This is a genomic window from Microbacterium sp. 8M (assembly GCF_902506375.1).
Taxonomy (GTDB): Bacteria; Actinomycetota; Actinomycetes; order Actinomycetales; family Microbacteriaceae; genus Microbacterium.
In genome coordinates, this window is sequence record NZ_LR733284.1 from 2,127,370 (window position 1) to 2,153,740 (window position 26,371).

Here is a 26,371-nt window from a genome sequence, read left to right on the forward strand (position 1 = left end):
CGTGTCGGAGATCCCGTACGGCGTGTGCGACCAGAGAAAGAACACCATCTTGATCAAGTACCTGCTGCGCCGAGTTCTCGGCTGGCTCCTCATGATCGTGGTGGCGACCAATGTCACGTACTTCCTCGCGTGGGCCTTCCTGGATCCGCGTAGCAACTACGTTGGACGTCGCCCTCCGCTGAGCGAGGACCAGATCAATCGCCTCCTCGAGCCCCGCAACCTCAATGACGCCGAGCCGCTCCTGCAGCGCTGGTGGCGCTGGTTCTCGGACATCCTGCTGCACTGGAACTGGGGCGTCAGCCCGACCGGGCAGTCGGTGAACGATCAGATCGCGTACCGCATGTGGGTGTCCGGCGAGCTGGTGCTCGGTGCGACGATCATCGCGGCGGTGCTCGGCATCGGCATCGGCGTCTACACGGCGTCGCGCCAGTACAAGCTTGCCGACCGCGTGTGGCAGGGCATCTCGATCGTCACGATGAACATCCCAATCGTCGTCGCCTCTCTCGCGATCGTCCTCGGAGCGATCGCGATCAACGACGCTGTCGGCTTCCGCCTCTTCTACGTCACGGGTGCTTCCAGCGACGGAGTCACGGGCTTCTTCCCAGTGCTCGTCGACAGCCTGCAGCACCTGATCCTGCCAACCGTGGCACTGGTGTTCATCGGATACTCCAGCTACCACTTCCTGCAGCGCTCGCTGCTGCTGGACAACATCAAGGCCGACTACGTGCGCACCGCGCGGGCGAAGGGCCTGACCAAGCAGCAGGCGATCCGCAAGCACGCGCTGCGGACGTCTCTGATCCCGGTCGCGACCCAGCTGGCCTTCAGCATCCCGACCGTGTTCACCGGCGCGGTGCTGACCGAGACGATCTTCGCGTGGAACGGCATGGGCCGGTACTTCGTCGAGACGATCGGCAAGAACGATGTGCACGGAGTGGTGGCCATCGCCGCCTTCAGCGCCGTGCTCACGGCCATCGGCGCCATCCTCGCCGACATCGCCGTGGTGGTCCTCGATCCGCGAGTGAGGGTGAGCTGACATGACTTCCGCAACCGTCCAGCCCCCGGTCGGGCCCGACACCACGGCCGCACGGATCCCGCGCAAGCGGATCGGGACGTTCCGGCTCTACTACCGGCGCTTCGTCCGCAACCGCCCTGCCGTCGCAGGCGTGTTCATCTTCGCCCTTCTGGTGGTGTTCGCGGTCGTCGGTCCGCTGATCGCGCGGTTCAGCTTCAGCGAGCTCGACTTCCTGGCGCTCGGCACGCCGCCCGACGGAACCCACTGGTTCGGCACCGCGGCCGACGGCGGCGACCTGTTCGCCCAGACCGCGGTGGGCCTGCAGCGCTCCCTCATGATCGCGCTCACGGTCTCGATCGGCACCACCGTCATCTCCGCGATCGTCGGCACCGCGGCGGCCTATTTCGGGGGCACCACGGAGCGCATCATCCTGCTGATCATTCACTTCCTGATGGTCGTGCCGACGTTCCTGATCCTCGCGCTCGTCTCGTCCAACGCCGGCGGTGACTGGCGGGTGATCTCGGCCGCGATGATCTTCATCAGCTGGTTCTTCCCCGCGCGCGTCATCTGGACGATGGCGCTGTCGCTGCGCGAGCGCGAGTACGTGCAGGCCGCCCGGTACATGGGCGTCCCCGGCATGAAGATCGTGCTGCGCCACCTGCTGCCCAACATCGGCTCGCTGCTGGTGATCAACTTCACCCTGGGCGTCGTGGGTGCCGTGATCACCGAGACCGGCCTGTCGTTCATCGGCTTCGGCGTGAAGATCCCCGACGTCTCGCTCGGATCCCTCATCGGGATCGGCGCGAACTCGGTCTCGAGCGCACCCTGGACCTTCTACTTCCCCGCGCTCGCGCTGACCCTGCTGACCGTCTCCATGGCGCTCGTCGCCGACGGCCTGCGCGACGCCCTCGATCCCACCTCGGCGGCGGGAGGCCGCGCATGACCGCTCCTCTGCTCTCCGTCCGCGACCTGCACGTCAGCTTCGCCTCCGAATCCGGGCGCGTCGACGCCGTCCGCGGCGTCTCCTTCGACCTCGAAGCAGGGCGCACGCTCAGCATCGTGGGCGAGTCCGGCTCCGGGAAGTCGGTCACGTCGCTCGCGATCATGGGCCTGCTCGACGAGAACGCCAAGGTCACCGGATCGATCATGTACGACGGCATCGAGCTCGTCGGCAAGAGCGACAAGGAGCTCTCGGCGCTGCGCGGCAACGGGATCGCGATGATCTTCCAGGACCCGCTGACGTCGCTGACCCCGGTGTTCACCGTGGGCGACCAGCTCATCGAGGCTCTCACGGTGCACCGCAGCATGTCGCACGCCGACGCGACGGCGCGCGCGATCGAGCTGTTGCGCCTCGTCGGCATCCCGAGTCCCGAGCGGCGCCTAAAGTCGTTCCCACACGAGTTCTCGGGCGGCATGCGCCAGCGCGTCGTGATCGCGATCGCGATGGCCAACAACCCGAAGCTGATCATCGCGGACGAGCCGACCACCGCGCTCGACGTCACGATCCAGGCGCAGATCCTCGACCTCATCGCCACCGCGCAGCGCGAGACCGGGGCCGCCGTCATCATGATCACGCACGACATGGGCGTGGTCGCGAAGACCGCCGACGACGTGCTCGTGATGTACGCGGGCAAGCCGGTGGAGCAGGCGCCGGTGCGCGAGCTGTTCCACGAGACCCGGATGCCGTACTCGATCGGACTGCTCGGCGCGATCCCCCGCGTGGACAAGGCCGAGAAGACGCCACTGGTGCCGATCAAGGGCAATCCGCCTCTGCTGATCAACCTCCCCGACGAGTGCCCGTTCGTCGCCCGGTGCCCCATCGCCACCGAGGCATGCCGGGTGCGCGAGCCGGAGCTGCGGTCGATCGCGACGAGCGAGGGCGGCGACCACCGCGTGGCATGCGTGCGCGCCGACGAGATCGAGAACGGACTCATCGGCGGGCTCCCGGTGTACCCGGTTCCGGAGATCCCCACGAGCGCTCTGGATCGCGTGCCGCGCGAAGAGCGTCCGATCACGCTCGACGTCCGCAACATGCGCAAGACGTTCCCCCTCACCAAGGGCGCGTTCCTCAAGCGCAAGGTCGGCGAGGTGCACGCGGTGAAGGGCCTCACCTTCGACATCCGCGAGGGCGAGACCATGGCCATCGTCGGAGAGTCGGGCTGCGGCAAGACCACGACGCTGCTGCAGATCATGGATCTGGTGAAGCAGACGGACGGCGAGATCACCATCGCCGGCACGCCGGTCTCGACCCTGCACGGCGGCAAGGCCGAGCGTGCCGTCCGCCGCGACCTGCAGATCGTGTTCCAGGATCCGATGGGCGCGCTCGATCCGCGTCTGACGGTCGCCGATGTGATCGCCGAGCCGCTGCGCGCCATCGGCGTGCCGCGCGACGAAGCCGACCTCCGGGTGGACGAGCTCATGGATCTCGTGGGACTCGACCCGGCTCACGCGAGCCGCTTCCCCGGCGCCTTCTCGGGCGGCCAGCGCCAGCGCATCGGCATCGCTCGCGCACTCGCGACGAACCCGAAGATCGTCGTCCTCGACGAGCCGGTCTCGGCTCTCGACGTCTCGATCCAGGCGGGCGTGATCAACCTGCTCGACGAGCTCAAGGTCAAGCTCGGACTGTCCTACTTGTTCGTCGCGCACGATCTGTCGGTGGTCCGCCACATCGCCGACCGCGTCGGGGTCATGTACCTCGGCGAGTTCGTGGAGCACGGCGACGTGGACGAGATCTTCGACAACCCCCAGCATCCGTACACCCAGGCGCTCCTGTCGGCGATCCCTGTTCCGGATCCCGACATCGAGCGCACGCGCGAGCGGATCGTGCTGCAGGGCGATCTCCCCAGTCCGGCGGACCGAAGGGACGGGTGCGCGTTCACCTCGCGCTGCCCGCTGTACAAGCTGCTTCCCGAAGATCAGCGCACCCGCTGCGAGACCGTCGTCCCGGCTCTGCACGGCTCGGACGCCCACGAGAACGCGTGCCACTGGCGCTGAGCCGACGCTGAGCCGTTGAACTCGAAACGGTAACGGTTTGCCCTGATATACCAGCCGTCTTCGGTTCACGCCGGTTAACTGTCCCCTATCCCCAACAAGCCGAAAGGCATCGAAGGAGAACCATGAGAAGGCAGCACAAGCTGTGGGGCGTCATCGCCCTCACGGGGGCGCTGGCAATCGCCATCAGCGGTTGCTCGGCGACCGGAGGCTCGAACGGCGGCACCGACAAGCCCGCCGAGACCAAGACGGCGGACTACAACCCGCAGCCGCGTGAGAACCTCAAGCAGGGCGGCGAGGTCAACTTCGCCATCAACGAGGTCCCGCCCATGATGAACCCGTTCAACGGAGACGGCAGCGCGGACACCCAGCGCCTGACCTCGTGGTACATGCCGCAGGTGTTCCTGATGGACCCGGACGGCACTGTCAAGCCCAACCCGGCGTACCTCGACAAGTACGACATCGCCACGAAGGACGGCAAGACCGTCGTCACCATGAAGGTGAACGACAAGGCCGTCTGGAACGACGGGACCCCGATCGACTGGACCGCCTTCGAGACGACCTGGAAGGACAACAACGGCTCCAACGAGGCCTTCAAGGCGAACGCCACCGACGGCTACAAGGACATCGAGTCCGTCACCAAGGGCGCGACCGACAAGGACGTCATCGTGACGTTCAAGAGCGAGTTCGCCTGGCCGCAGATGCCGTTCCTGACCGGGATCCTGCACCCCAAGGTGAACACGCCCGAGGCCTACAACGACGCCTACAACGGCAACCCGCACCCCGAGTGGGGCGCCGGACCGTACAAGGTCGCCAACTACGACGCGAACGGCCAGAAGATGTCGTTCGAGCCGAACGAGAAGTGGTGGGGCGACAAGCCCCTGCTGGACAAGGTGACCTTCACCGGCATGGACCGCTCCGCCGCGCTCAACGCGTTCAAGAACGGCGAGGTCGACCAGGTCGAGACCGCGTCCGCCGACGCGATCAACCAGGTCAAGGGCGTCAAGGACGCCGTGGTCTACCGCGCCCAGCAGACCGCGAAGACGGTGCTGATGCTCGACAGCGACAAGCCGCAGCTGAAGGACATCAAGGTCCGCCAGGCGTTCTTCATGGCGATCGACATCAAGCAGCAGGAGAAGGTCGCCTGGAACGGCCTCAACTACACCGAGCCCGCCGCCGGGTCGCTGAACCTGTACTCCTTCCAGAAGGGCTACAAGGACAGCTTCAAGACCGCCGGTCTGAAGTTCGACGCGGCCGCCGCCAAGAAGATGCTCGACGACGCGGGCTGGAAGACCGGCTCGGATGGCATCCGGGAGAAGGACGGCGTCAAGCTGACCGTCACCTACCCGGTGTTCAGCGACAGCCCCATCCAGGCCGCGCTCGCCAAGTCGCTGCAGCAGCAGGAGAAGGCCGTCGGCATCGACGTCAAGATCGACACCCGCGCACCGGCGAACTTCTCGACCGACCTCACCACGAAGAACTGGGACGCGGTGAGCCTGCGCTTCACCGACTCCGACCCGTTCGGTCCCGCCTGGTTCTGCCAGCTGTACTGCTCCGACAGCCAGCTCAACCTCTCCGGCACGAGCACGCCGGCGATCGACGAGAAGATCAAGAAGGACGTCGAGTCGCAGCCGACCGCTGAGAAGTGGACCGAGGCCTCGATGAAGCTCGAGCCCGAGATCATCAAGGAGACCTGGGGTGTCATCCCGCTCTACAACGGTCCCTCGATCTACACGGCCAAGAAGGGTCTGGCCAACCTGACCCCCGAGCCCTACGTGGGTCTGGACCTCTACGGCGTCACGCCCGTGGAGAACGTGGGCTGGGAGAAGTAAGCTCACGCGTTTCCGGAGCGGGGTCGGTGGTTCGCCACCGGCCCCGCTTTCGCGTCTGCGGAGCGGCTTCCTAGACTCGACGCATGACCGTCTCCGTGGTGTTCGTGCACGGGATCCGCACCTCGGCGACAATGTGGCGCGCGCAGCAGGAGTACCTGGCGACACGGGGAACCTCCTCGGTGGCAGTGGATCTGCCCGGGCACGGCACGCGCATGGACGAGCGGTTCACCCTCGCCGAGGCGATGCGCACGATCGACGACGCGGTGCGCAGCGCCGACGGCACGGTGCTGCTGGTGGGGCATTCGATGGGCGGCCTGCTCTGCACCGCGTACGCCGGCGCTGAGGAGCCGCCCCCGATCGCCGGTCTGATCGGCGCGTCGTGCACCGCACTCCCCCGCGGCGCCGGACTCGCCGCCTATCGCGTCCTCGCGGGTGCGCTCAACGCGATGCCGGACCGGGGGCTGTGGCTGAGCCGGCGGGTGCTCGACATCACGCTGCCCGCCTCGACGCGCGACGACTTCGGCGCCGGCGGATACGCGATGGCCGCACAGGACGAGGCCCTGCGCGCGCTGTCCGCGCTCGATCTGCTGTCGGCGGTGCCGCGCATCACCGTGCCGACGTGGTTCGTGAACGGGCAGTTCGACCAGCTCCGCACCCACGAGACCCTCTACCGCCGGCTTGCGCCCGACGCCGAGTTCATCGTCGTGCCGCGGACCACGCACCTCGTCACCGCGATGCGCCCGCAAGTGTTCAACGCGGTGCTGGAACTGGCGCTGGCGACCCTGGAGACCGCGTCCTGACCGCATAGGTCATCGCGGCGCCGACCACCGACAGCAGCGCCGCCGCGCCGAACAGCAGCCAGAACCCGCCGACGAGCGCGACGAGCCCTGCCCCCAGCAGCGGTCCGAGGAGCTGACCGAGCTGCGCCGACACGTTCACGAGGCCGAGGTCACGAGCGTGGTCGTCCGGATCCGTGAGCAGATCGGTCGCGAACGCGAGACTCACCGCCATGTAGGCGCCATAGCCCGCGCCCATGATCGCCGCCGCGATCGAGGTCATCAGCAGGGATGGGCTGATCAGGATGACGATGCCGGAGACCGCCTGCACGACCGCCGAGAGCGCGGTGAGCGTGCGGCGCTGGCGCAGCGGGTTTCCCGACGCGCGGTCGGACACCATGCCTGCCACGATCGATGCGACCACGACGAACACCGTGTAGATCACGATGAGCAGCAGCAGATCGCTCTCCGCGTCGGCTGACGGCACCGACACGCCGTACAGCAGGAAGAACAGCAGCAGCGAAGTGCCGAAGGCGTTTCCGATGTTCACGACGAGGCGGCTGACCAGCAGCCAGAGGAAGTCGCGGTCGCGCCAGGAGGCACGGCGTGCAGCCGCATGCGGCGGCGCCGGCGGAAGCTCGTGCGCGGGGGCGTCCGGGAGCAGTACAGCGGTGCCCACTCCGATGATCGCGATGACCGCGGCCAGCAGCAGGTACGCCGGCCAGATGTCGAGGCCGAGCAGCACGACGGCGCCCACGCCGACGACGATCCCCACGGCCTGGGCGGAGCTCGCCGCGGCCGAAGCGGATCCGCGCTGACTGCTGAGCTGATCCGCGATCATCGCCGTGAGCGCCGCCATCGCCACCGACACGCCGACCGACACCACGATCCACGCTCCGCCCACCGCGACCGGACCGGTCGCGAATCCCGTGAGCACCAGTCCCGCCGCCGCCACCAGGGAGCCGGCGATCGCCCAGGGACGTCGGCGGCCCCATCGGGAACGGGTGCGGTCCGACCAGCGCCCGGACACGGGCGCGGCGATGATGCCGACCAGCCCGCCGACGGAGAGCACGACGCCCGCCCAGACGACACCCTGGATCCAGTCCTCCCCCTGACTGTTCGTGTCCAGCTGCAAGGGCAGCAGCAGCTGGATCGGGGTGAGCTGGACCGTCCAGATCGCCAGCCACGCGAGCGTGAACAGCGTCATCCAGAGCGGGCCCACCCGCCTCGGAGCGCCGGCGACGGATCCTGCGGGTGCGGTCACGACCGGGCCTCCTCGATGAGTGAGCGATACCAGGAGTACGAGGCCTTGGGGGTGCGCTGTCCCGTGGCCATGTCGACGTGCACGAGCCCGAAGCGCTGCGTATATCCCTCCGCCCACTCGAAGTTGTCCAGCAGCGACCACACCGTGTACGCGTCGACGCGCACCCCGGCTCGCATCGCGTCGAGCACGGCGGCGAGGTGCCCGTGCAGGTAGCCGATGCGACCGGCGTCGTCGAGCGGACCGTCGACGTGGTCCGGCTCGGGAAAGGACGCCCCGTTCTCCGCGATCACCACGGGCGGCAGCGCATCGGCGTAGCGCTCCTTCGCGTCGACGAGGAAGTCGGTGAGCGCCTCGGGCACGATCGGCCACAGCGGACCGAACCCGGTCACCGGCGCTCCCGGCGTGGGCACCACCTCGAACGGCACGGGTCCCTCCGCGGACGCCACCGTCGTCGGGTTGTAGTAGTTGACGCCGTAGAGGTCGCTCCGGGCGCCGATCAGGGCGAGGTCGCCGTCCTGCACCGGGAGGGTGACGCCGAGCGGTTCGAGGTCCGGATACCGGCCGAGCAGCACGGGATCCGCGAACAGCCGGTTGTGCAGCAGGTCGTACAGATACGCCGCCTGCAGATCGGCGTCCGACGTGGACGCCGGCAGCACCTGCGTGTGGTTGTTGACGATGCCGACCTGGGTCGCGCCGCGACCGCGCAGGATCCGGAGCGCGTAGCCGTGGGCGAGCAGCTGATGGTGCACGGTCGGCAGGGCGTCGAAGAGCAGCGCGCGTCCCGGCGCGAGCTCGCCGATCGCGTAGCCCTGCAGCGTCGTGGAGACGGGCTCGTTGATCGTGTACCACGATCGCACCCGGTCGCCGAGCGCGTCGGCCACGACCTCGACGTACTCCGCGAACCGCTCCGCCGTGCCGCGGCTCAGCCAGCCGCCCGTCGCCTCCAGGCGGGACGGCAGATCCCAGTGGTACAGCGTCGGCGTCGGTGTGATGCCCGCGTCGAGGAGACGGTCGACGAGACGGTCGTAGTACGCGAGCCCCTGCGGGTTGGGGCGCCCCTCCGGCAGCACCCGCACCCAGGAGAGCGAGAACCGGTACTGGTCGACGCCGAGGTGCGCGAGCAGTGCGACGTCCTCGGCGGCGCGGTGGTAGCTGTCGGGGCCGGGATCCGCCGTCGCGCCGTCGCGCACGCGCCCCGGTACGTCGACGAAGTCGTCCCAGATGGATCGGGACCTGCCGTCCTCGTCTCTCGCCCCCTCGATCTGGAACGCCGCGGTCGCGGCGGAGAATCCCAGCCGGCGCAGCAGCGCACGGTCCAGCGGGGCGGCGGATACGGGCATGGACGGCTCCTTCGGGTCCTCCGCCAGCATGCACCATCGCGGTGCGCCGGGGTGCACGCGACGCGCCACGGATCCACGCGCTCCGACCGCGATCCGCCGGTTCGGAGTCCGGACGGATCCCTGATAAGATCGGTGATTGGCTTGCGTGTCAGGTCCCACCCTTGCACGCCGCCGGAGGCGCCCCTCTACCGCCAGGCCGGCACAACCATCCATCACTCGAACGAAGGTTTCCATCCGTGGCGAACATCAAGTCGCAGATCAAGCGCAACAAGACCAACGAGAAGGCGCACGAGCGCAACAAGGCCGTCAAGAGCGAGCTCAAGACCGCCGTCCGCAACACCCGCAAGGCGATCGCCGGTGGCGACAAGGCTGCCGCCGAGGCCGCCCTGAAGACGGCGTCGAAGAAGCTCGACAAGGCTGTCAGCAAGGGTGTCATCCACGCGAACCAGGCCGCGAACCGCAAGTCGTCGATCGCGAAGCAGGTCGCCGCTCTCTGAGCCGGAACTCTTCCGAAGGCCCGTCCCGTCTGGGGCGGGCCTTCGTCGTTTCCGCCCCAGGCGGCGCGATTCATGACCGAGGCGGCGCGTCGTCGGCGAGGCGGCGTCGTTCCCGCCCGGAGGGGTCGTTCGCGCCCCAGACAGCGCAGCATTCAGCGCCCCGTGTGGCGCAGCTCACGCGACGGCGTCGGCGGATGCGCTCAGCGCGCCCCGGCGGGCGCCTCGCCGTAAGGGGCCCGCGTCGCGATCACGGTGATCATGCGCTCCAGCGCGAAGATCGGGTCGCGGGCGGCTCCCTTGACGTCGGCGTCCGCGCGAGCGGTGGCCTGGATGGCGAGGCCGAGCGTGCGCTCGTTCCAGCCTCTGAGGTCGCGGCGGGCACGGTCGACCTGCCAGTCCTTCATGCCGAGCCGGGCGGCGAGGGCCGCGTTCGATTCCCGGGATCCGGCGACGCGCGCCATCGACCGCAGCTTCATCGCGAACGCGGCCACCATCGGCACCGGATCCGCCCCGGATGCGAGCGCGTGCCGGAGTGCCACGAGCGCCTCCCCGAGGCGGCCGGCGATGGCGGTGTCGGCGACGACGAAGGCGGACACCTCGACGCGGCCGCCGTAGTAGCGCTCCACGAGCTCCGGGGTGACGTCGCCCTGCACGTCGGTGATGAGCTGCTGGCACGCCGCGGCGAGCTCGGTGATGTCGTCGGAGAAGGCGGAGACCAGGGCGCGCAAGGCCTGCGGAGCGACCCTCCGTCCCGCAGCGCGGAACTCGCCCGCCACGAAGTCGGCCTTCTCGTCGTCGCGCTTGATGGCCGGGCAGGCGATCTCGATCCCTCCGCCGGTGCCGGCGCGGACCGCGTCGAGCAGCTTCTTGCCGCGCACGGTCGCCCCCGTGTGCCGCAGCACGACGGTGGCCCCCTCCTGCGGGTGCTCCAGGTAGGCGACGGCCTCGGCGAGGAACGCGTCGGTGCAGCGCTCCACGCCGGAGATGCGCAGCAGGCGCGGCTCGCCGAACAGCGAGGGCGACGCGAGGGCCAGCAGGCTCCCCGACTCGTAGTCGTCCGCCCGCAGGTCGCTGACCTCGAGCGCCGGATCCTCGGCGCGCAGATAGGCGCGCACGCCAGCGATCGCCCGCTCGGCGCAGATCTCCTCCGGCCCGGACACGAGCACGATCGGCGCCGGCCGGGGCTCGCGCCAGGACACCTGCGGGATGTTCGTCGCCTTGCCCCCGCGTCGTGCGGCGGAGGACGAGCGCGGTGCAGGCATGCCTCCAGCGTACCGGCGGCGGCGGACGTTCACGGCGCTCTCGCCGTCGCCGAGGGCGCCGGTCCCGGGGTCTCGACCGTCGCGGAGGGCGCGGGTCCCGGGACCTCAGCCGGAGGAGGTCGTGCGGCCCACACCCGCAGCCCCACCTCGCCGAGCGACACCAGGATCGTCCCGCGCTGGTCGGTGCGCAGGACGGGCACGCGAAGGGCCCGCAGCATGTCCAGGGTCACCGCGCGCGGATGCCCGTAGTCGTTGCCGGCGCCGACGGAGATCAGGGCGAGCGCCGGATCCAGATCCGCGTACAGCTGCGCATCCTGGTCCGCGCTGCCGTGATGGGCGACCTTCACGACCGCGACGTGCCGCGGATGCGCGATCCGCCGCAGCATCCCCTGCGAGGCGGCGGACAGATCGGCGAGGAACAGCGACCGCGGCACTCCCCCTCCGGCGACCTCGAGGATGACGCTGGCGTCGTTGCCGGGTGGGAACACCTTCTCGTCCCGGCGAGGCCAGAGCACCCGCCAGTCCGCTTCCCCCAGCCGGCCGGTCATGCCCGCCGACGCCCTCGTGATGTGTGCTCCCCCGCGCGCGAGCCGGTCGAGCTGATGCTGATGCGCGGCCGTGTCCACCGGCCCGTGCAACACCACATCGGCACGGCCCACGAGCACGTCGGACGCGCCGGCATGATCGTGATCGAAGTGCGTGAGCACGAGCACGTCCAGCCGGCCGATGCCGAGCTCGGCGAGACAGCGCCGCAGCGGCTCGGGCTCGGGCCCCGTGTCGATCAGCAGGGTGCGGCCCGCGCTGCGCACCACCACGGCGTCGCCCTGGCCGACGTCGCACATCGCGATCCCCCAGTCCGACGGCCTCTGCAGGAGCGCCGCGGGGCCTGCGACGATCCCCCACCCCGCGCCGGTGCCGAGCAGCGCCGCGAGCAACCCGCCGAGGATCGCGCGCCACGGACTCCGCAGCGGTGGGCGCGGCACGATCGCCCAGAACACGGCCGCGCTGAGCACCGCCACGACGAGCGCCGTGACGATCCCCGCCGGCGCCGCGACCGTCGCGAACGGAAGCCCAGCGGTGACCACGGCCGTCTGTGCGATCCACGCGGAGGGCAGCCAGGCCGCTGCCGCGAAGAGGTCGGCGAGCGGCGGGATCGGCATGGCGAGGCAGGCGAGCAGTCCGAGCACGGTCGCGATCGGCGACGCAGGCTCCGCCAGAAGGTTCGCCACGACCGACACCAGGGACTGCTGCGCGGCGAACAGCGCGATGATCGGCCCGCAGGCGAGCTGGGCCGACAACGGCACCGCGACGGCGAGCGCGACAGGACCGGGCAGCCACCGGACGAGTCCGGCGGCCAGCGGCGGCGCGAGCACGATGAGTCCCGCCGTCGCCGCGGCGGACAGCGCGAACCCGGGCGCCGCCGCGAGGTGCGGATCCGCGAGCAGCAGCACCGTCACGGCGAGCAGCAGCACCGACAGCCCGGCGCGCGGGCGCCCGAGCAGCAGCGCCGCCATCGCGACGCCCGCCATCGCCGCCGCCCGGATCACGCTCGGCTGCGGCGTCACCAGCACCACGAAACCGGCCAGCGCGAGCGCCGCGACCAGGATGCGCAGGGCTCGGCCGCCGCTGCAGAGTGCGACGATCCCGAACGCGGCCGCCGCGACGAGTGCCAGGTTGCTGCCGCTCACCGCGGTCAGGTGCGACAGGCCGCTCGCCTTCATGGCCGTGTCGAGCTCGTCGCTCACGGCACGGACGTCCCCCACCGCGAGCCCGGGCAGCAGCTCCGATCCGGGTTCCGGGAGGCGCTGAGTACGGGCGATGAACGCCGCCCGGACGTCCCCGGCGATCGCCTCGACCGGCCCGCCACGGGACACCTGCGTCACGCTCCCCTGCGCGAACAGCACGACCGCGGCGCGCTCGCCGGCGTCGGTGCCCTTCACCTGCGCCGCGAACCGGAGCACGGTCCCCGGGCCGAGGGTTCCCGAGCGGTCGTCCGGCGGCACGCCGATCCGCACCGGCACGGAGAGAGCTTCCGGGTGGCCCCGCGGCCCCAGGCGGATGGCGTCGGCGTCGGCCCAGAGCCGCCCATCCGCGCCGATCGAAGGCAGTGAGCGGACCCCGACCTCGGCCGTCACCACATGGTCCGCGAGCGCTCCGGCGCGCTCCCGCGACGGCTCCGCCCACGCCGCGGACAGGGCGATGCCCGTGGCAACCGCGAGGCAGACGACCAGCAGGGGCGCGGCCCGGGCCACGGCCGCGATCCCCATGCCATCCGGCGAGCGCGAGCCGGCGGTCGGCCCGCCTGTCACGCCCCCGCGGATCCCCGGCCCGTGGACGAGACCGCGCGCGTGCACGGCGACCGCGAGAACCGCGCCGAGCACCGCCGCGGCGATCACCGCAGGGGCCGCCTGCGGTGCGAAGCAGACGACCAGCGCCACCGCCCACGCGGTGACCGCGACCGGCACCATCCGCACGTCGCGCAGCCGTCGACGCGGCGCGGGCGCAGGCAGGCCGGATGTCTGACGGCGGCGCTCGGCCGCCACTCGGGCGTTCTGCGGGGCGGCGCTCACACCCGCACCTTGTCGCGGATCCCGGCCAGCATCTTCTCCCCGATCCCGGATACCCCGAGCAGATCGTCGACGCTGGTGAAGCGTCCGTTCGTCGTACGCCACTCGATGATGCGCTGCGCGAGCGCCGGACCGACCCGCGGCAGCTCCTCGAGCGTCGCTGCGTCGGCTGTGTTCAGGTCGATGAGCGCCTCAGCCGTGCCCCCGGTAGCCGTTCCCGCCCCTCCTCCGGGCTCCGCACCGGCTGCCGGGGCAGCGCCGGCGGCGGGCACGGCGATCTGCTCGCCGTCCGTGACGGCTCGCGCGAGGTTCACCGCGGTCAGATCGGCCGACGGCAAGGTGCCTCCCGCGGCCGCCAGCGCCTCGGCGACCCGCGCGCCGTCGTCGAGCACGTACAACCCGGGCTTGGCGACCTCACCGAGCACGTGCACGTAGACGCTCCCCGCCGAGATCCGGGACGCGCCGGCGCTCGGCTCCGGGCTCACGGGGATCTCCGCCGTGCCCGTGGAACGGGTCAGCAGCCCGATGCCCACCGTCACCGACACGGCGGCCAGCGCCACCACCACCGCGGCGCCCAGCCCGAGGCGCAGCCGCCGCGGTGGGCGCGCCACCGGCGCCGGGCTCTCGGACTCCACCTGCTCGCTCACACGCCGACGTTAGGCGGCGCAGACAGCCGGATCCGGGCCTCCCCCGGAACCCGTGCGCAACGTCCTGCGCCGGATCGGTGTGGAGGCCGACCCCCTGCATGATGACCGCACGCACCGTACGCCCTGCGCCCGCGCAGGACGACCCGCTGCACCGGATAGCCTGATCTCGATCCCCACTCCCGACCGGAGCGACCATGCGCCTGAACGACTTCCTCCCGCCCGACACCGCCGCCACCCGCGGCGCCCGTGAACTGGTCGCTCAGTTCCACTCCCCGGCGCTGGCCCACCACGTGCAGCGCAGCTGGCTGTGGGCCGAAGCCTTCGCGCTGATCGAGGGCCGCTCCGGCATCGACCACGAACTCCTTTACACGGCCGCGCTCCTGCACGACATCGGGCTCGCTCCCGAGTACGACAACCACGTGCTCGGATACGAGGAGGCCGGCGGCTTCGTCGGCGAGGCGCTGGCCGCGGGCGCCGGCTGGCCGGCCGAGCGTCGGCGGCGCGTCAACGAGGTCATCGTGCGTCACAACTGGCCGTCCGTGGATCCGGCGCTGGACGTCGAGGGCTATCTGCTGGAGATCGCGACCGGACTCGACATCTCGGGGCGGCGCGACGAGGAGATCCCCCTCGCCTTCCGCCAGGAGGTGCTCACCGCTTTCCCTCGCCTCGATCTGGCTGACGAGTTCGGCACCTGCGTGCAGGCGCAGTCCGAGCGCAAGCCGCACAGCCACGCCCGACGCCTCGTCGACGGCGGGCTGATCGGCAAGCTCGCGGCCAACCCCCTCGAGCGGCTCTGACCGGATCCGAGGCCCTGCGACGTCGCCCGGTCAGCGCCCCAGCGCGGCGCGCAGCGCGTCGGCGTAGTGCGGCCCGATCCTGTCGTGGCCCGCGGGCGTCAGGTGCACGTTGTCCGCCTGGGGCGCGGCGTAGTCGCTGACCCACCCGGCGACCGAGATGGCGTGGACGCCGAGCCGCCGCGCCCGCTCGGTCACCGCGGCGTCCATCGCACGCCGGGCCGCGTGGGCGGCATCGTTGCGGCTCATCACACCGTCCACGACGATCGCCGCGTGCGGATAGATCGTGCGCAGCGCCCCGATCAACTGCTCCTCGGCGGCTGCGACCTCGACGGTGGCGCGCTGCTGCGCGGCGTCGTTGCCGCCGAGCGTGACGATCACGACTCCAGGATCCCCGTCCGGCAGCAGGAGACGGTTGCTCGCGACGCTCTCCGCGAATCCGGCTCCGAGCCCGCGGATGGGAGCCAGGTACCCGGATCCGCCGAATCCGAGCTTCACGATGTTCGGGAAGCCCGCGCCGCGCGCCCCCTGCTCGATCCACGAATCGCCGTCGCACTGCGAATCGCACAGGAGCACGGCCGTGGACGCGTCGACCGGGGTCTGCGGAACCGCGAGCAGGCGTCCCTCGCGCAGCACCGTCTGCGCCTTCTGCCAGTCCTGATGCGCGCCGCGGTCGTCGGTCCACGAGTCCTTGACCGGCCACCCGAACCGCCCCGGATCCGCCGCCCACACGGCGAAATTGCCGGCATCCATCCGGAACACCCCGGCTCCCTCGTGCCAGAGCAGCACCCCGCCGGCGAAGCTCTGATAGCGGCCGCCGGGCACGTCGACCTTCTCCCCCGCGGGCAGGCCGAGCTCGCCCTCGGGGCCGCCGAGCTCCTCGTAGCGGGTCTGGATGTCGCCCGACGAGGTCGCGCGGATCGCGCCGTCGCTGTCGGACCGGTAGAGCACGCCGCCCTGGAACGGCTGCATCGAGCCGCCCGCCACCCGGGACGCCTCGGCCGTCGGCAGGCCGAGCGCGCCGCCCACCCCGCCGCGCTCACGATAGGCGGTGAGGAACGGCGACTGCACCGAGACCGCCCCCGTGCCGCCGGACCACCACACCTCGCCGCCGTCGAACGCCTGCACCAGACGATCGCCGACGGCGCGCTGGGTGGACTTCGGATAGCCGAGGGGGCCGAACGCCCCACCGGTGCGGCGGTGCGCGGACGCGATGTCCGAGATCGTGGGCACGGCCTTCCCGTCCCGCAGGTAGACGACGCCGTTCACGAACTCCTGCACCCGCGTGCCCCGCCGGTCGGCGTGCTCCGCGGTCTTCGGGAAGCCGAGCCCCCCGCGTTCCTGGGAGTACCGCAGCCACGACTGCCAGAAGGGGCCGCGCACGAGCGCGGTCCCACCGCCGTCCGAGAAGATCCCGGCCCGCTGGAACGCCTGCCAGGGCCGGTCGGCGGATCCGCTCTCCTCCGCGATCGGCAGCCCCAGCGCCGCGACTCCGCCCCGCTCGCGGAACGCCTCGCCCACCGCGTCGTCGCGCACGATGTGCGCCGAGCCGCTGTCGCCGGCGTAGATCGAGCCGCGACGGTAGTCCTGCACGCAGACGCCGCCCGCGCAGGCCTCCGGGTTCCATGCAGCGCCCAGCTCGTCGCTGTGCCGATGCCACAGCGCGCCGATCGCGCTGGTCTCGCTGATCGGCCGCGGCAGCTGCCACGCGAGCAGCACGCCGGCGCCGGCCAGCGCCGCGACCACCGCGACCGTGCCGAGCAGGCGCCTCATCACCCTGAGGGCGCGCGCTCCTTTCCCCCCGGAGCGCACGGACTCAGCCCTTGACGGCGAAGTTGACGATCTTCGGAGCGCGCACGATCACCCGCACGATCTCTTTGCCGTCCAGCGCACGCTGCACCTTCTCGTCGGCACGGGCGAGCGCCTCCAGGTCGGCCTCGCCGATCTTGGCGGGGACCTCGAGGGTGGCGCGCACCTTGCCGTTCACCTGCACGGCGCAGGTGGCGGTGTCCTCGACCAGCAGCAGCGGATCCGCCTGACGCCAGGTGACGAGGCCGACGGACGGCTCATGCCCGAGCACCTCCCACATCTCCTCGGCCGTGTGCGGTGCGACGAGATCCAGCATCACCGCGACGGTCTCGGCGGCCTCGCGCACGGCGGGGTCGGAAGCGCCGGATCCAGAGTCGATCGTCTTGCGGATCGCGTTCACCAGCTCCATCAGGCGCGCCACCAGCACGTTGAACTTCGTCTGCTCGACCAGCGCCGGCGCGTCGGCCAGCAGGTGGTGCGTGACCCGGCGCAGGGCCGCGTCGCCGCCGTCGAAGACCACGTCGACCGGGCTCGCCACGTCGTGCGCGACGCGCAGCGCGCGGGCGAGGAACTTCTGCGCACCGGTGGTGGAGACGTCCTTCCAGTCCTTGTCGTCCTCCACCGGGCCGGCGAACGCCAGGGCGACGCGCAGCGCGTCGGCGCCGTAGGCGTCCAGCTCCTCCTGGAACAGCACCAGGTTGCCCTTGCTCTTGGACATCTTGGCGCCGTCGAGGATCACCATGCCCTGGTTGATCAGGCTGGAGAACGGCTCGGTGAAGTCGATCAGGCCCATGTCGAACAGCACCTTGGTGATGAACCGCGCATACAGCAGGTGCAGGATCGCGTGCTCGACGCCGCCGATGTACGAATCGATCGGCGCCCAGCGCCGCGCCTCGGCGACGTCGAAGGCGACGCTGTCGCTGTCGGGCGACAGGAAGCGCAGGAAGTACCACGAGCTGTCCACGAACGTGTCCATCGTGTCGGGGTCGCGCAGAGCCGGCTCGCCCGTGGCGGGGTCGACCGTGCGCACCCACGACTCGGCCGCACCCAGCGGGCTGGTCCCCTTCGGGGACAGGTCCAGGCCCTCGACGCTGGGCAGGCGCACCGGCAGCTGGTCCTCCGGCACCGGCACGATCTCGCCGTCCTGCGTGTGCAGCATCGGGATCGGCGTGCCCCAGAAGCGCTGCCGGGAGATCAGCCAGTCGCGCAGGCGGTAGTTCTTCGCCGCACGGCCCTTGCCGGCCGCCTCCAGCTGCTCGATCGCGCGCGCGATCGCGTTGCGCTTGGACAGCCCGTTCAGCTCGCCCGAGTTGATCATGCGGCCGTCACCGGTCAGGGCGATGCCGGTCTTCGCCGGGTGCTGGTCGTCCAGCGACTCCGCGGGCTCGATCGGCACGCCGTCCTCGTCCACCTCGATCACGGGCAGGGCGCCGGTGATCGGAGCGGTCGTGTCCACGACCACCTTCACCGGCAGGTCGAAGGCGCGCGCGAAGTCCAGGTCGCGCTGATCGTGCGCGGGCACGGCCATGACCGCGCCGTGGCCGTAGTCGGCCAGCACGTAGTCGGCGGCCCAGATCGGCAGGCGCTCGCCGTTGACGGGGTTGATCGCGTACCGGTCCAGGAACACGCCGGTCTTCGGGCGATCGGCCGACTGGCGGTCGATCTCGCTCGTCTTCTGCACCTGGGTCAGGTACTCCGCGAACCGCCTGCGGACGTCCTCGCTCGCCCCCGCGGCCAGCTCGGCCGCCAGGTCGGAGTCCGGCGCCACGACCATGAAGGTCGCGCCGTGCAGCGTGTCCGGACGCGTCGAGAACACCGTGACGACGCCCTCGCGGCCCTCGATCTCGAAGTCGACGTCGGCGCCGACAGAGCGGCCGATCCAGTTGCGCTGCATCTGCAGCACCTTGTGCGGCCAGAACCCCTCGAGCTGGTTCAGATCGTCCAGCAGCCGGTCGGCGTAGTCGGTGATCCGGAAGTACCACTGCGTCAGGTTCTTCTTCACGACCTCGGCGCCGCAGCGCTCGCAGCGGCCGTCGACGACCTGCTCGTTCGCCAGCACGGTCTGGTCGTTCGGGCACCAGTTCACCGGGCTCTTCTTGCGATAGGCCAGCCCACGCTCGTAGAGCTTCAGGAACAGCCACTGGTTCCAGCGGTAGTACTCCTCATCGGAGGTGTGCAGCTCGCGGCTCCAGTCGAATGACACCCCGTAGGTCTTGAAGCTCGCCTTCTGCTGAGCGATGTTCTGGTAGGTCCACTCCCGCGGATCCGCCCCGCGGCGGATCGCGGCGTTCTCCGCGGGCAGGCCGAACGAGTCCCAGCCGATCGGGTTCAGCACGTTGTGCCCCCGGTGCCGCCAGAAGCGCGCGACGATGTCCGAGTACAGGTAGTTCTCGGCGTGCCCCATGTGCAGGTCGCCCGAGGGATACGGGAACATCGCCAGCACGTACTTGCGCGGCCGCACATCCTCGCTGCCGCCGGCCTTGAACGTCTCGTTCTCCGCCCAGTAGGCCTGCCACTTGTCCTGGAGCAGCTCGTGCACCGACGGCGAGTCCTCATTCGACGGGGTGTGGGACGGGTTCTCAGACAACGCGACGACCATTCTCTGCAGCAGGGGGAGAAGAACGCCCGGAAACAGGGCAACCTACAGATTATCCCAGGCCGTGGCGCATCCCGGGTCGGGCCGGGGTGAGCATCCGGGCCGGACATGGGAGACTGGAGTCCCTATGCCTTCCTCCTCGTCCGCGCCCGTGCGGATCCACTGGTTCGCCCGCCTGGAGCATCGCTTCCACTCCTGGCGCGAACGACGTGCCCGCCGGCGCGGCCGCAGCGCGACGGTCGTGCCGTTCCCCGGCTACGGCGGCCCCGGGTGGATCCGGGTCGTCGGACGGGTCCTGATCCTGCCCAAGAGCCGCCGCGGCGGCAAGGACGCGAGCGTGCGCGGCTGGCGCAGCTTCGTCGGGATCCCGGTGAGCTTCGCGACGGTGACGATCACCGTCGCCGGGCGCACGCACGAGGTCGCGGCCGACCGCGGCGGCGTCATCGACTGCCGCATCGAGGCCGAGCTCGACGCCGGGTGGCAGCAGGTGACGATGACCGTCGAGGGCCAGGAGCCCACCCCCGCCCGCGTGTTCGTCGTGGCGGAGGACGTGCGCTTCGGCGTGGTCTCCGACGTCGACGACACCGTCATGGTGACCGCACTGCCGCGCCCGCTGATCGCCGCGTGGAACTCGTTCGTCGTCGACGAGCACGCCCGCACCCCGGTGCCCGGCATGGCGGTGCTGCTGGAGCGGCTCATGCGGGACAACCCGGGCTCCCCCATGATCTACCTCTCCACGGGCGCCTGGAACGTGGCGCCGACGCTGAACCGGTTCCTCTCCCGGCATCTGTTCCCCGCCGGGTCCATGCTGCTCACCGACTGGGGGCCCACCCACGAGCGCTGGTTCCGCAGCGGTCGCGAGCACAAGCTGCAGAACCTCGAGCGTCTCGCCGAGGAGTTCCCGAATGTGCGCTGGCTCCTCATCGGCGACGACGGCCAGCATGACGAGGCGATCTACGGGCAGTTCCTCATCGAGCACCCGGACAACGTCGCCGCAGTCGCGATCCGTCGCCTGCTCCCCGCTGAGGGCGTGCTCGCCGGCCGCCGCGCCGCCGCCCGCGCCGACGGCGAGCAGCCCGAGGCCGATGACCTCGCCCCCTGGGTGAGCGCCGAGGACGGCGCCGGCATCCTCGACGAGCTCATCGAGGTCGGCGTCGTCCGCGCCGAGCCATGATCCAGGCCGCCGACGCGCCCGTCCGCCCCGACGCGGTGGCGGGGCCTCCCCCTGCGCGCCTCGACCGCGCCGCATGGACGGCGCGCGCCGAAGCGCATGCCGCACGCGCGGACGCGCTGACCGCGGAGCGCCGTGCCAGGCAGGCCCGCCGGGAGAAGCATCCGGTGCACGACTTCCTCTTCACCTACTACGGGTACAAGCCGGGTCAGCTGCGCCGCTGGCACCCCGGAGCGGGTGTCGTCCTCGAGGACGCGCCGGAGCGGGCGGCATGGCGCTGGTACTCCCCTGCACCGGGTCGCGACGCCTACGCACCCGATGCGGCCGGGTACCAGGCGGACAAGCCCGAGCTCGCACGGCTCGTGCACGCGATGCTCGCCCGCACCGCGGCGCGCCCCGGGCAGTTCGGCTGCTTCGGGCTGCACGAGTGGGCCATGGTGTACCGCACGCCGGAGCACCGCCACGAGGTGCCGCTGCGACTCGGCCAGGCCGGCACGGATGCCGTGGTCGAGCAGGGCGAACTGCGCTGCACGCACATCGACGCGTTCCGGTTCTTCACGCCGGACGCGGTGCCGCGCAACCGCCTCGCCCCGACCCGTGAGACCCAGCCCGAGCTGGAGCAGCCCGGGTGCCTGCACGCAGGGATGGATGTGTACAAGTGGGCGATGAAGCTCGGCCCGCTGGTGCCGGGCGAGCTGCTGCTGGACGCGTTCGAGCTCGCGCGCGACATCCGCGTCCTGGACATGGAGGCGGCGCCCTACGACCTGTCGGACTGGGGCGTCGAGCCGGTGCGGATCGAGACCGCCGAGGGCAAGGCCGAGTACGTGCGCCGGCAGCGCGATTTCGCCGAGCGCGGGAACGCGCTGCGCGCGCGGATCCTCGACGCCTGGCTGGGATCCGCAGGGCTCCCGGTTCCTGAGCGACCCTCCGGTTCCTGAGCGTCCCTCCGGCTGCTGAGCGATCCTCCGGTTCCTGAGCGAGCCGCGGGCGAGACGAAGGACGTTCAGCGCCCGGCCGCGCTCAGCACCCCGGATTCAGCGCCCGGCGAGCTGATCGGCGATCTGCAGACGCAGCGCGACCACCCGGGAAGCCGCCTCGGCGAGGCGATCCCTCGGCAGCGTGCCGCTCTGCACGGCGGCGGCGAGGCCGTCCGCGATCCGTTGCGCGGTGCCGGGTCCCGCGCCGTCGAGCGCGAGCACGAGATCACTGCCCGCCGCGACCGAACGCACGGCGTCGGCCACCTCGTCCGCGTAGGCGGGGTCGCCGGAGTCGACGAGCATGTCGAGGTCGTCGGTGACGATGACGCCGCGGAACCCCAGGTCTTCGCGCAGAATCCGGTGCCACGTAGGCGAGAGCGACGCCGGCTGGGCGTCGACGGCGGTGTAGGCGAGGTGCCCCATCATCACGAGCGGCGCTCCGGCCCGGATCCCGGCCAGGAACGGCGGCGCCACCTGCGCACGCCAGGTCTCCAGATCCATCGTCGTCGCCGGAATGGTGTGGTGCGAATCCCCCTCCGCGGCGCCGTGGCCCGGGAAGTGCTTGAGGGTGCTGCGCACCGCCGACGCCTCCCCGCGCACGGCCGCGTCGACGCGCTCGGCCGCCGCGGCCGGATCCGTACCGAACGAGCGGGAGTAGATGAAGGAGCCGGGCCCCTGCGCCACGTCGGCGACGATCCCGAAGTTCACCGTGACGCCCGCATCGGCGAGCAGCTTCCCGCGGGTGGCGAACGCGGCCTCGGCGGCACTCGGCGGCTCGGACTTCAGCACGTCGGCGCCGGGCCCGGTGTCCCAGGGCAGACGCGTCACATCGCCGCCCTCCTCGTCGGTCGCGATGAGCGGCGGCAGCTCGGGGTCGACGGTCAGGGCGGTGGTCACGGCGCGCAGACCGTCGGACGTGGGCGGGATGTTCCCGGCCATCAGGATGAACCCGCCGAAGCCGCCGGTCATCATGGCGTGCAGCGCCGCGGGATCCGTACCGGGAGCGTTGCCCATCACCACGCAGGCCGCCTGCTGCGGGACGTCCATGCGCTCGACGATCCGCCGGGTCCGCTCCGCGAGCGTCGGGGGCGCGGTCGCCGTCACTGTCGGAGTCGGTGACGCGCTGGGCCGGCCGGTGGGAGACTTCCCCGCAGCGTCTCCCGAGGGCGCGCACGCCGTGGCGAGGAGCAGCGCGGCGAGGGCCGCGGTCGCCGCGGACACGCGTCGGATCACCCGGCGCGCGTCGTGCGCCCTGCTCGCTCGCGACCGCATGCGTTCCAGCCTAGGTCGACGCAGGTTCTACGATCTCTGTGATGTCCCCTTCCGATCCCGTCTCGCCGGATGTCGCCCTCGGCGATCTCGGCGCGCTGCTGCTCGACGCCGGCGTGTCGGTGACCGACGTGCGCGGCACCCTCGAACGCGCCCGCGACGCGGTCGTCCCGGGCACCGAGCTGGCGTTCGCCGTGCTCCCCGAGCATGTCTTCGTGAGCCGCCCCGGCGTGCCGCGGGCGACCACCATCGCAGCCGGCGGCGGCCCGGCGCTCACGTTCCGGCAGACCGCGCACGCCTCGCGGCTCGCCCGGCGGCTCGAGGCGGGACGCGTCACCCTCGACCAGGTGCCAGGGCACGTGGCGCACATCCGCGGTCTCGAGCGCCGCCACCCCGTGCTGCAGACGGCGCTCGGCGGCGCCCTGCTGTCCGCAGGGCTCGCGGTGCTGTTCCGGTGCCCCTGGTGGGCCGTCCTGCTCGCGATGCTCGTGGGCGCGCTCGTCGCGTCGATCGTGCTCATCACCGAGCGGATCCGGGCAGCGGCCGCCGTGGTGCCGTTCGTGGCGTCGCTGATCTCGACCCTCGTCGTCGGGGTGGTGGCCGACCGACTCGACTTCGGCGCGGTGCCGCTGTTCGCCGTGTGCGCGCCGGTGGCGCTGCTGGTGCCCGGGGCGCTCATCACGAACGCGCTGCTCGAGCTCACCGCGGCCGATATCGTGACCGGGGCCTCGCGGCTCGTCTACGGCCTCATCATGCTCACGTTCATGGCGGCCGGGATCTTCACCGGCGCCGCCGCGACGGGGCTCCGCGTCGATCCGCACTCCGCCGCGCTCGTCGGCGAGACCTCGCTCGTCACCGGGCACGGCGGCTGGGAGGCGGTGCCGCCGCTCGCCTGGAGCTGGATCGGCGTCGTGGTGCTCGCGATCGGGATCGGGCTGAGTTTCGGATCCGGCTTCCGGCTCACGATCGCCACCGTGATCGTGATGATCTGCACCTATGCGGCGCTCATGCTGCTGAGCCCCTTCACCGGCAGCACCGTCGCCACCGGGATCACGGCGGGCCTGCTCTTCCTCGCCGCCCGCGTGCTGGAGCGGATGACGCTGGCGATGCCCGCGACGGTGTCGTTCCAGCCGGCGTTCCTGCTGCTGGTGCCCGGGACGGTCGGTCTGGTCGCGCTCGCCTCCTTCGACGCGGCCGCGCTCGCCGCTGCGCCGATGATCTTCATCAGCCTGTGCATCGGCACGAAGGTCGGCGCGCTCCTCGCCGACCTGCTGCGGATCACGCGCCCGGTGGCGCCCTCGACCGCGACGGGCTCGATCCACATCATCCGCTGAGCGGACCGACGCACCCTCACCGCACGTCGGCGGCGATCGGCGCGCGGGCGAGGAACTGCCGCACGCCGCGGGCTGCGGTGCGTCCGGCGCGATTCGCCCCGATCGTGCTGGCGGAAGGACCGTAGCCGACCAGCTGGATCCGCGGATCCTTCACCGCGGTAGTGCCCCGACCGCCGTGATCGAGCTGGATCCCGCCGCGCTCGCTGCGCAGGTGCAGCGGGGCGAGGTGCGCGATCGCGGGACGGAAGCCGGTGGCCCACAGGATCGCGTCCACATGCTCGAAGGAGCCGTCCGCCCAGCGCACGCCGTCGGGCTCGATGCGCTGGAACATCGGCCGCCGGGCGTCGTAGACGCCGAGCCGGGCGGCCTCCTGCTCCTGCGGCCGCAGCATGAGGCCCGTGACGCTCACCACGCTCTGGGGCGCGAGCCCCTGGGCGACGCGCTGCTCCACAAGCGCCACCGCGGCGGCGCCCGCCTCGGGGGTGAAGTCGTCCGTGCGCCAGACCGGCGGCCGGCGGGTCGCCCACAGCACGTCCGTGATCGGGGCGAGCGCTCCCAGGAACTGCACGGCCGACGCGCCGCCGCCGACGACGAGCACGCGCTTGCCCCGGAAGCGCTCCGGCCCGGGGTAGTCGACGGTGTGGAACTGCTCGCCGAGGAACGTCTCCATGCCCGGGTAGTGCGGCAGGAACGGATGCGTCCAGGTGCCCGTGGCGTTCACCAGCGTGCGCGACCGCCACGTGCCCTCCGCGGCGTGCACCACCAGGATCCCGTCGTCATCGGTCACGCGGTCCACGTGCACGGGGCGCAGCACCGGGAGGTCGTGCGCCCTCTCGTAGGCGGAGAAGTACGCCGGCACGGCGCGGTTGGCCCGCTCCGTGGTGCGCGGAGGCGGCACGGCCCCGGGAAGCTCCGCGACGCCGTGCACGTCCTGCATCGTGAGCGCGTCCCAGCGATGCCGCCAGGCGCCGCCCGGTGCGTCGTCCGCGTCCAGCACCGCGTGCGGGATGCCGAGCCGGCGCAGGTGGTACGAGGTCGAGAGCCCCGCCTGGCCGGCGCCGATCACGATGCTGTCGAGGATGTCCACCGCCAGTGCAACGTCACGACCGCGCGCGCTGTTCCCGCGGGGCGCGTGCGGGCGCGAGCCCAGGCGCTAGTGCGTCGCAAGCAGCTCGCCGCGCGACGCGGCCGGATCCGGGTCCGGGAACGGTGCGTCGCAGGCGTACGACCGGCGATAGGCGCTCGGGGCGATGCCGACCTCGCGAGTGAAGTGGTGCCGGAAGAGGGTGGCGCTGCCGAAGCCGCAGGACACCGCGATCTCCTCGATCGTCGCATCGGTCGTCTCCAGCGCCAGCCGCGCCTGCAGCACCCGCTGCGACGCGAGCCACTGCATCGGCGTGACGCCCGTCTCGGCCACGAACCGCCGCGCGAAGGTGCGACTGGACATGTGCGCGCGCCGGGCGAGCGACGCCACCGAGTGCGGCTCGGCGAGGTGATCGTTCATGTGCGCGAGCACGTCGCCGAGGGCATCGGAGGACACCCGGGGCACGGGGCGCTCGATGTACTGCCGCTGTCCGCCGTCGCGCTGTGGCGGGACGACCATGTTCCGGGCGATGACGTTCGCCGTCGCGCTCCCCAGTTCCCGGCGCACGAGGTGCAGGCTCGCATCGATGCCCGCGGCGGTCCCGGCGCTGGTGATGAGCTCGCCGTCGTCGATGAACAGCACATCGGGGTCCACGCGTGCCGTCGGATAGCGCCGCTGCAGCTCCTCGGCGTAGCGCCAGTGCGTCGTGCACGGACGGCCGTCGAGCAAGCCCGCCGCTCCGAGGATGAACGCGCCGGAGCACGCGCTGAGCAGGATCGCGCCGCGGTCGGATGCGCGCCTGATCGCGTCGAGCAGCTCCGCCGGATACTCCTCGGCAGGCCGGACCCGGGCGGCGGGCACCGCGATCAGGTCCGCGGTCTCCATCGCCTCGAACCCGTGCTCGGGCACCACCTGCGCGCCCACCTGCGTGGTCACGGGCCGGCCGGGCTCGAGGCCGCAGACGCGGAAGTCGAACGCCGGGACATCGGAATAGACGCTGCGATCGAGCCCGAACACCTCGGTCAGGAGTCCGAACTCGAACACGGCGAGGCCATCGATCACGGGAAGGGCGATGCTGCGGAGCATGGTCACAGCGTAATGGCTGAATCTTTATGAGGAAAGGCTTTCCGCCATCTGGTGGCAGTAAAT

Annotated in this window: 20 protein-coding genes; 10 read left to right on the top strand and 10 right to left on the bottom strand. The window is 71.3% G+C overall.

Going from position 1 to position 26,371, the window contains the following annotated elements:
• Positions 1–49 precede the first annotated feature (49 nt).
• The 5 genes from AERO9AM_RS10140 (at position 50) to AERO9AM_RS10160 (ending at position 6,635) form a co-directional block, all read left to right on the top strand.
• On the top strand, positions 50–1,033 hold the full coding sequence (locus AERO9AM_RS10140; protein ID WP_159576025.1) for an ABC transporter permease: 984 nt from the start codon (positions 50–52) through the stop codon (positions 1,031–1,033).
• Position 1,034: 1 nt separating this feature from the next.
• The gene (locus AERO9AM_RS10145) at positions 1,035–1,955 is read left to right on the top strand and encodes an ABC transporter permease (RefSeq protein ID WP_159576026.1); all 921 of its coding nucleotides are present in this window, start codon (positions 1,035–1,037) and stop codon (positions 1,953–1,955) included.
• Positions 1,952–4,006 carry an ABC transporter ATP-binding protein gene (locus AERO9AM_RS10150; protein ID WP_159576027.1) on the top strand — a complete coding sequence of 685 codons (2,055 nt, stop codon included), beginning with the start codon at positions 1,952–1,954 and terminating at the stop codon, positions 4,004–4,006. The genes AERO9AM_RS10145 and AERO9AM_RS10150 overlap by 4 nt, the downstream gene beginning before the upstream one ends.
• Positions 4,007–4,128: 122 nt before the next feature.
• The gene (locus AERO9AM_RS10155) at positions 4,129–5,835 is read left to right on the top strand and encodes an ABC transporter family substrate-binding protein (protein ID WP_159576028.1); all 1,707 of its coding nucleotides are present in this window, start codon (positions 4,129–4,131) and stop codon (positions 5,833–5,835) included.
• A gap of 83 nt (positions 5,836–5,918) precedes the next feature.
• On the top strand, positions 5,919–6,635 hold the full coding sequence (locus AERO9AM_RS10160; RefSeq protein ID WP_159576029.1) for an alpha/beta fold hydrolase: 717 nt from the start codon (positions 5,919–5,921) through the stop codon (positions 6,633–6,635).
• Here AERO9AM_RS10160 and AERO9AM_RS10165 read toward each other — a convergent pair.
• Positions 6,586–7,875 (bottom strand): MFS transporter, encoded by a 1,290-nt coding sequence (locus AERO9AM_RS10165; protein ID WP_236602569.1) that lies wholly within the window; start codon positions 7,873–7,875, stop codon positions 6,586–6,588. The genes AERO9AM_RS10160 and AERO9AM_RS10165 overlap by 50 nt on opposite strands.
• Positions 7,872–9,215: a GH1 family beta-glucosidase gene (locus AERO9AM_RS10170; RefSeq protein WP_159576030.1), complete on the bottom strand. Its 1,344-nt coding sequence runs from the start codon at positions 9,213–9,215 to the stop codon at positions 7,872–7,874. The genes AERO9AM_RS10165 and AERO9AM_RS10170 overlap by 4 nt, the downstream gene beginning before the upstream one ends.
• Before the next feature lie 236 nt (positions 9,216–9,451).
• Here AERO9AM_RS10170 and rpsT point away from each other — a divergent pair, with 236 nt between their 5' ends.
• Positions 9,452–9,712, top strand: a complete 261-nt coding sequence (rpsT, locus tag AERO9AM_RS10175) for a 30S ribosomal protein S20 (protein WP_159576031.1) — start codon at positions 9,452–9,454, stop codon at positions 9,710–9,712.
• Between the two features lie 200 nt (positions 9,713–9,912).
• Here the strand turns inward: rpsT and holA are convergent, their stop codons facing one another.
• The 3 genes from holA to AERO9AM_RS10190 are packed head-to-tail and all read right to left on the bottom strand — an operon-like array spanning position 9,913 to position 14,188.
• Positions 9,913–10,974 (bottom strand): DNA polymerase III subunit delta, encoded by a 1,062-nt coding sequence (holA, locus tag AERO9AM_RS10180; protein WP_159576032.1) that lies wholly within the window; start codon positions 10,972–10,974, stop codon positions 9,913–9,915.
• A gap of 29 nt (positions 10,975–11,003) precedes the next feature.
• Positions 11,004–13,544, bottom strand: a complete 2,541-nt coding sequence (locus AERO9AM_RS10185) for a ComEC/Rec2 family competence protein (RefSeq protein WP_236602570.1) — start codon at positions 13,542–13,544, stop codon at positions 11,004–11,006.
• Positions 13,541–14,188, bottom strand: coding sequence for a ComEA family DNA-binding protein (locus tag AERO9AM_RS10190; protein ID WP_236602571.1), 648 nt, complete (start codon positions 14,186–14,188; stop codon positions 13,541–13,543). Before AERO9AM_RS10190 ends, AERO9AM_RS10185 begins: the two co-directional genes overlap by 4 nt.
• Positions 14,189–14,382: 194 nt before the next feature.
• On the opposite strand from AERO9AM_RS10190, the gene AERO9AM_RS10195 reads away from it, so the two are divergent.
• Positions 14,383–14,985 carry an HD domain-containing protein gene (locus AERO9AM_RS10195; RefSeq protein WP_159576033.1) on the top strand — a complete coding sequence of 201 codons (603 nt, stop codon included), beginning with the start codon at positions 14,383–14,385 and terminating at the stop codon, positions 14,983–14,985.
• Between the two features lie 30 nt (positions 14,986–15,015).
• On the opposite strand, the gene AERO9AM_RS10200 is transcribed toward AERO9AM_RS10195, so the two are convergent.
• The gene (locus AERO9AM_RS10200) at positions 15,016–16,755 is read right to left on the bottom strand and encodes a GDSL-type esterase/lipase family protein (protein WP_236602700.1); all 1,740 of its coding nucleotides are present in this window, start codon (positions 16,753–16,755) and stop codon (positions 15,016–15,018) included.
• Between the two features lie 43 nt (positions 16,756–16,798).
• Entirely contained in the window at positions 16,799–19,390 is a 2,592-nt protein-coding gene (gene leuS, locus AERO9AM_RS10205; RefSeq protein WP_159576035.1) for a leucine--tRNA ligase, read from the bottom strand.
• Between the two features lie 124 nt (positions 19,391–19,514).
• On the opposite strand from leuS, the gene AERO9AM_RS10210 reads away from it, so the two are divergent.
• Entirely contained in the window at positions 19,515–20,561 is a 1,047-nt protein-coding gene (locus tag AERO9AM_RS10210; RefSeq protein ID WP_159576036.1) for an App1 family protein, read from the top strand.
• Positions 20,558–21,496 carry a 3-methyladenine DNA glycosylase gene (locus AERO9AM_RS10215; RefSeq protein WP_159576037.1) on the top strand — a complete coding sequence of 313 codons (939 nt, stop codon included), beginning with the start codon at positions 20,558–20,560 and terminating at the stop codon, positions 21,494–21,496. The genes AERO9AM_RS10210 and AERO9AM_RS10215 overlap by 4 nt, the downstream gene beginning before the upstream one ends.
• 96 nt (positions 21,497–21,592) lie before the next feature.
• Here AERO9AM_RS10215 and AERO9AM_RS10220 read toward each other — a convergent pair whose 3' ends face one another.
• Positions 21,593–22,807, bottom strand: coding sequence for a glycoside hydrolase family 3 N-terminal domain-containing protein (locus AERO9AM_RS10220; RefSeq protein WP_236602572.1), 1,215 nt, complete (start codon positions 22,805–22,807; stop codon positions 21,593–21,595).
• A gap of 41 nt (positions 22,808–22,848) precedes the next feature.
• Between AERO9AM_RS10220 and AERO9AM_RS10225 the strand changes: the two genes are divergently transcribed.
• Entirely contained in the window at positions 22,849–24,138 is a 1,290-nt protein-coding gene (locus AERO9AM_RS10225) for a threonine/serine exporter family protein (RefSeq protein WP_159576038.1), read from the top strand.
• Positions 24,139–24,154: 16 nt separating this feature from the next.
• On the opposite strand, the gene AERO9AM_RS10230 is transcribed toward AERO9AM_RS10225, so the two are convergent.
• Both AERO9AM_RS10230 and AERO9AM_RS10235 read right to left on the bottom strand, forming a co-directional pair.
• On the bottom strand, positions 24,155–25,225 hold the full coding sequence (locus AERO9AM_RS10230; protein WP_159576039.1) for a flavin-containing monooxygenase: 1,071 nt from the start codon (positions 25,223–25,225) through the stop codon (positions 24,155–24,157).
• A 66-nt stretch (positions 25,226–25,291) separates the two neighbouring features.
• Positions 25,292–26,308: a helix-turn-helix domain-containing protein gene (locus AERO9AM_RS10235; protein ID WP_159576040.1), complete on the bottom strand. Its 1,017-nt coding sequence runs from the start codon at positions 26,306–26,308 to the stop codon at positions 25,292–25,294.
• Between the last annotated feature and the right edge of the window lie 63 nt (positions 26,309–26,371).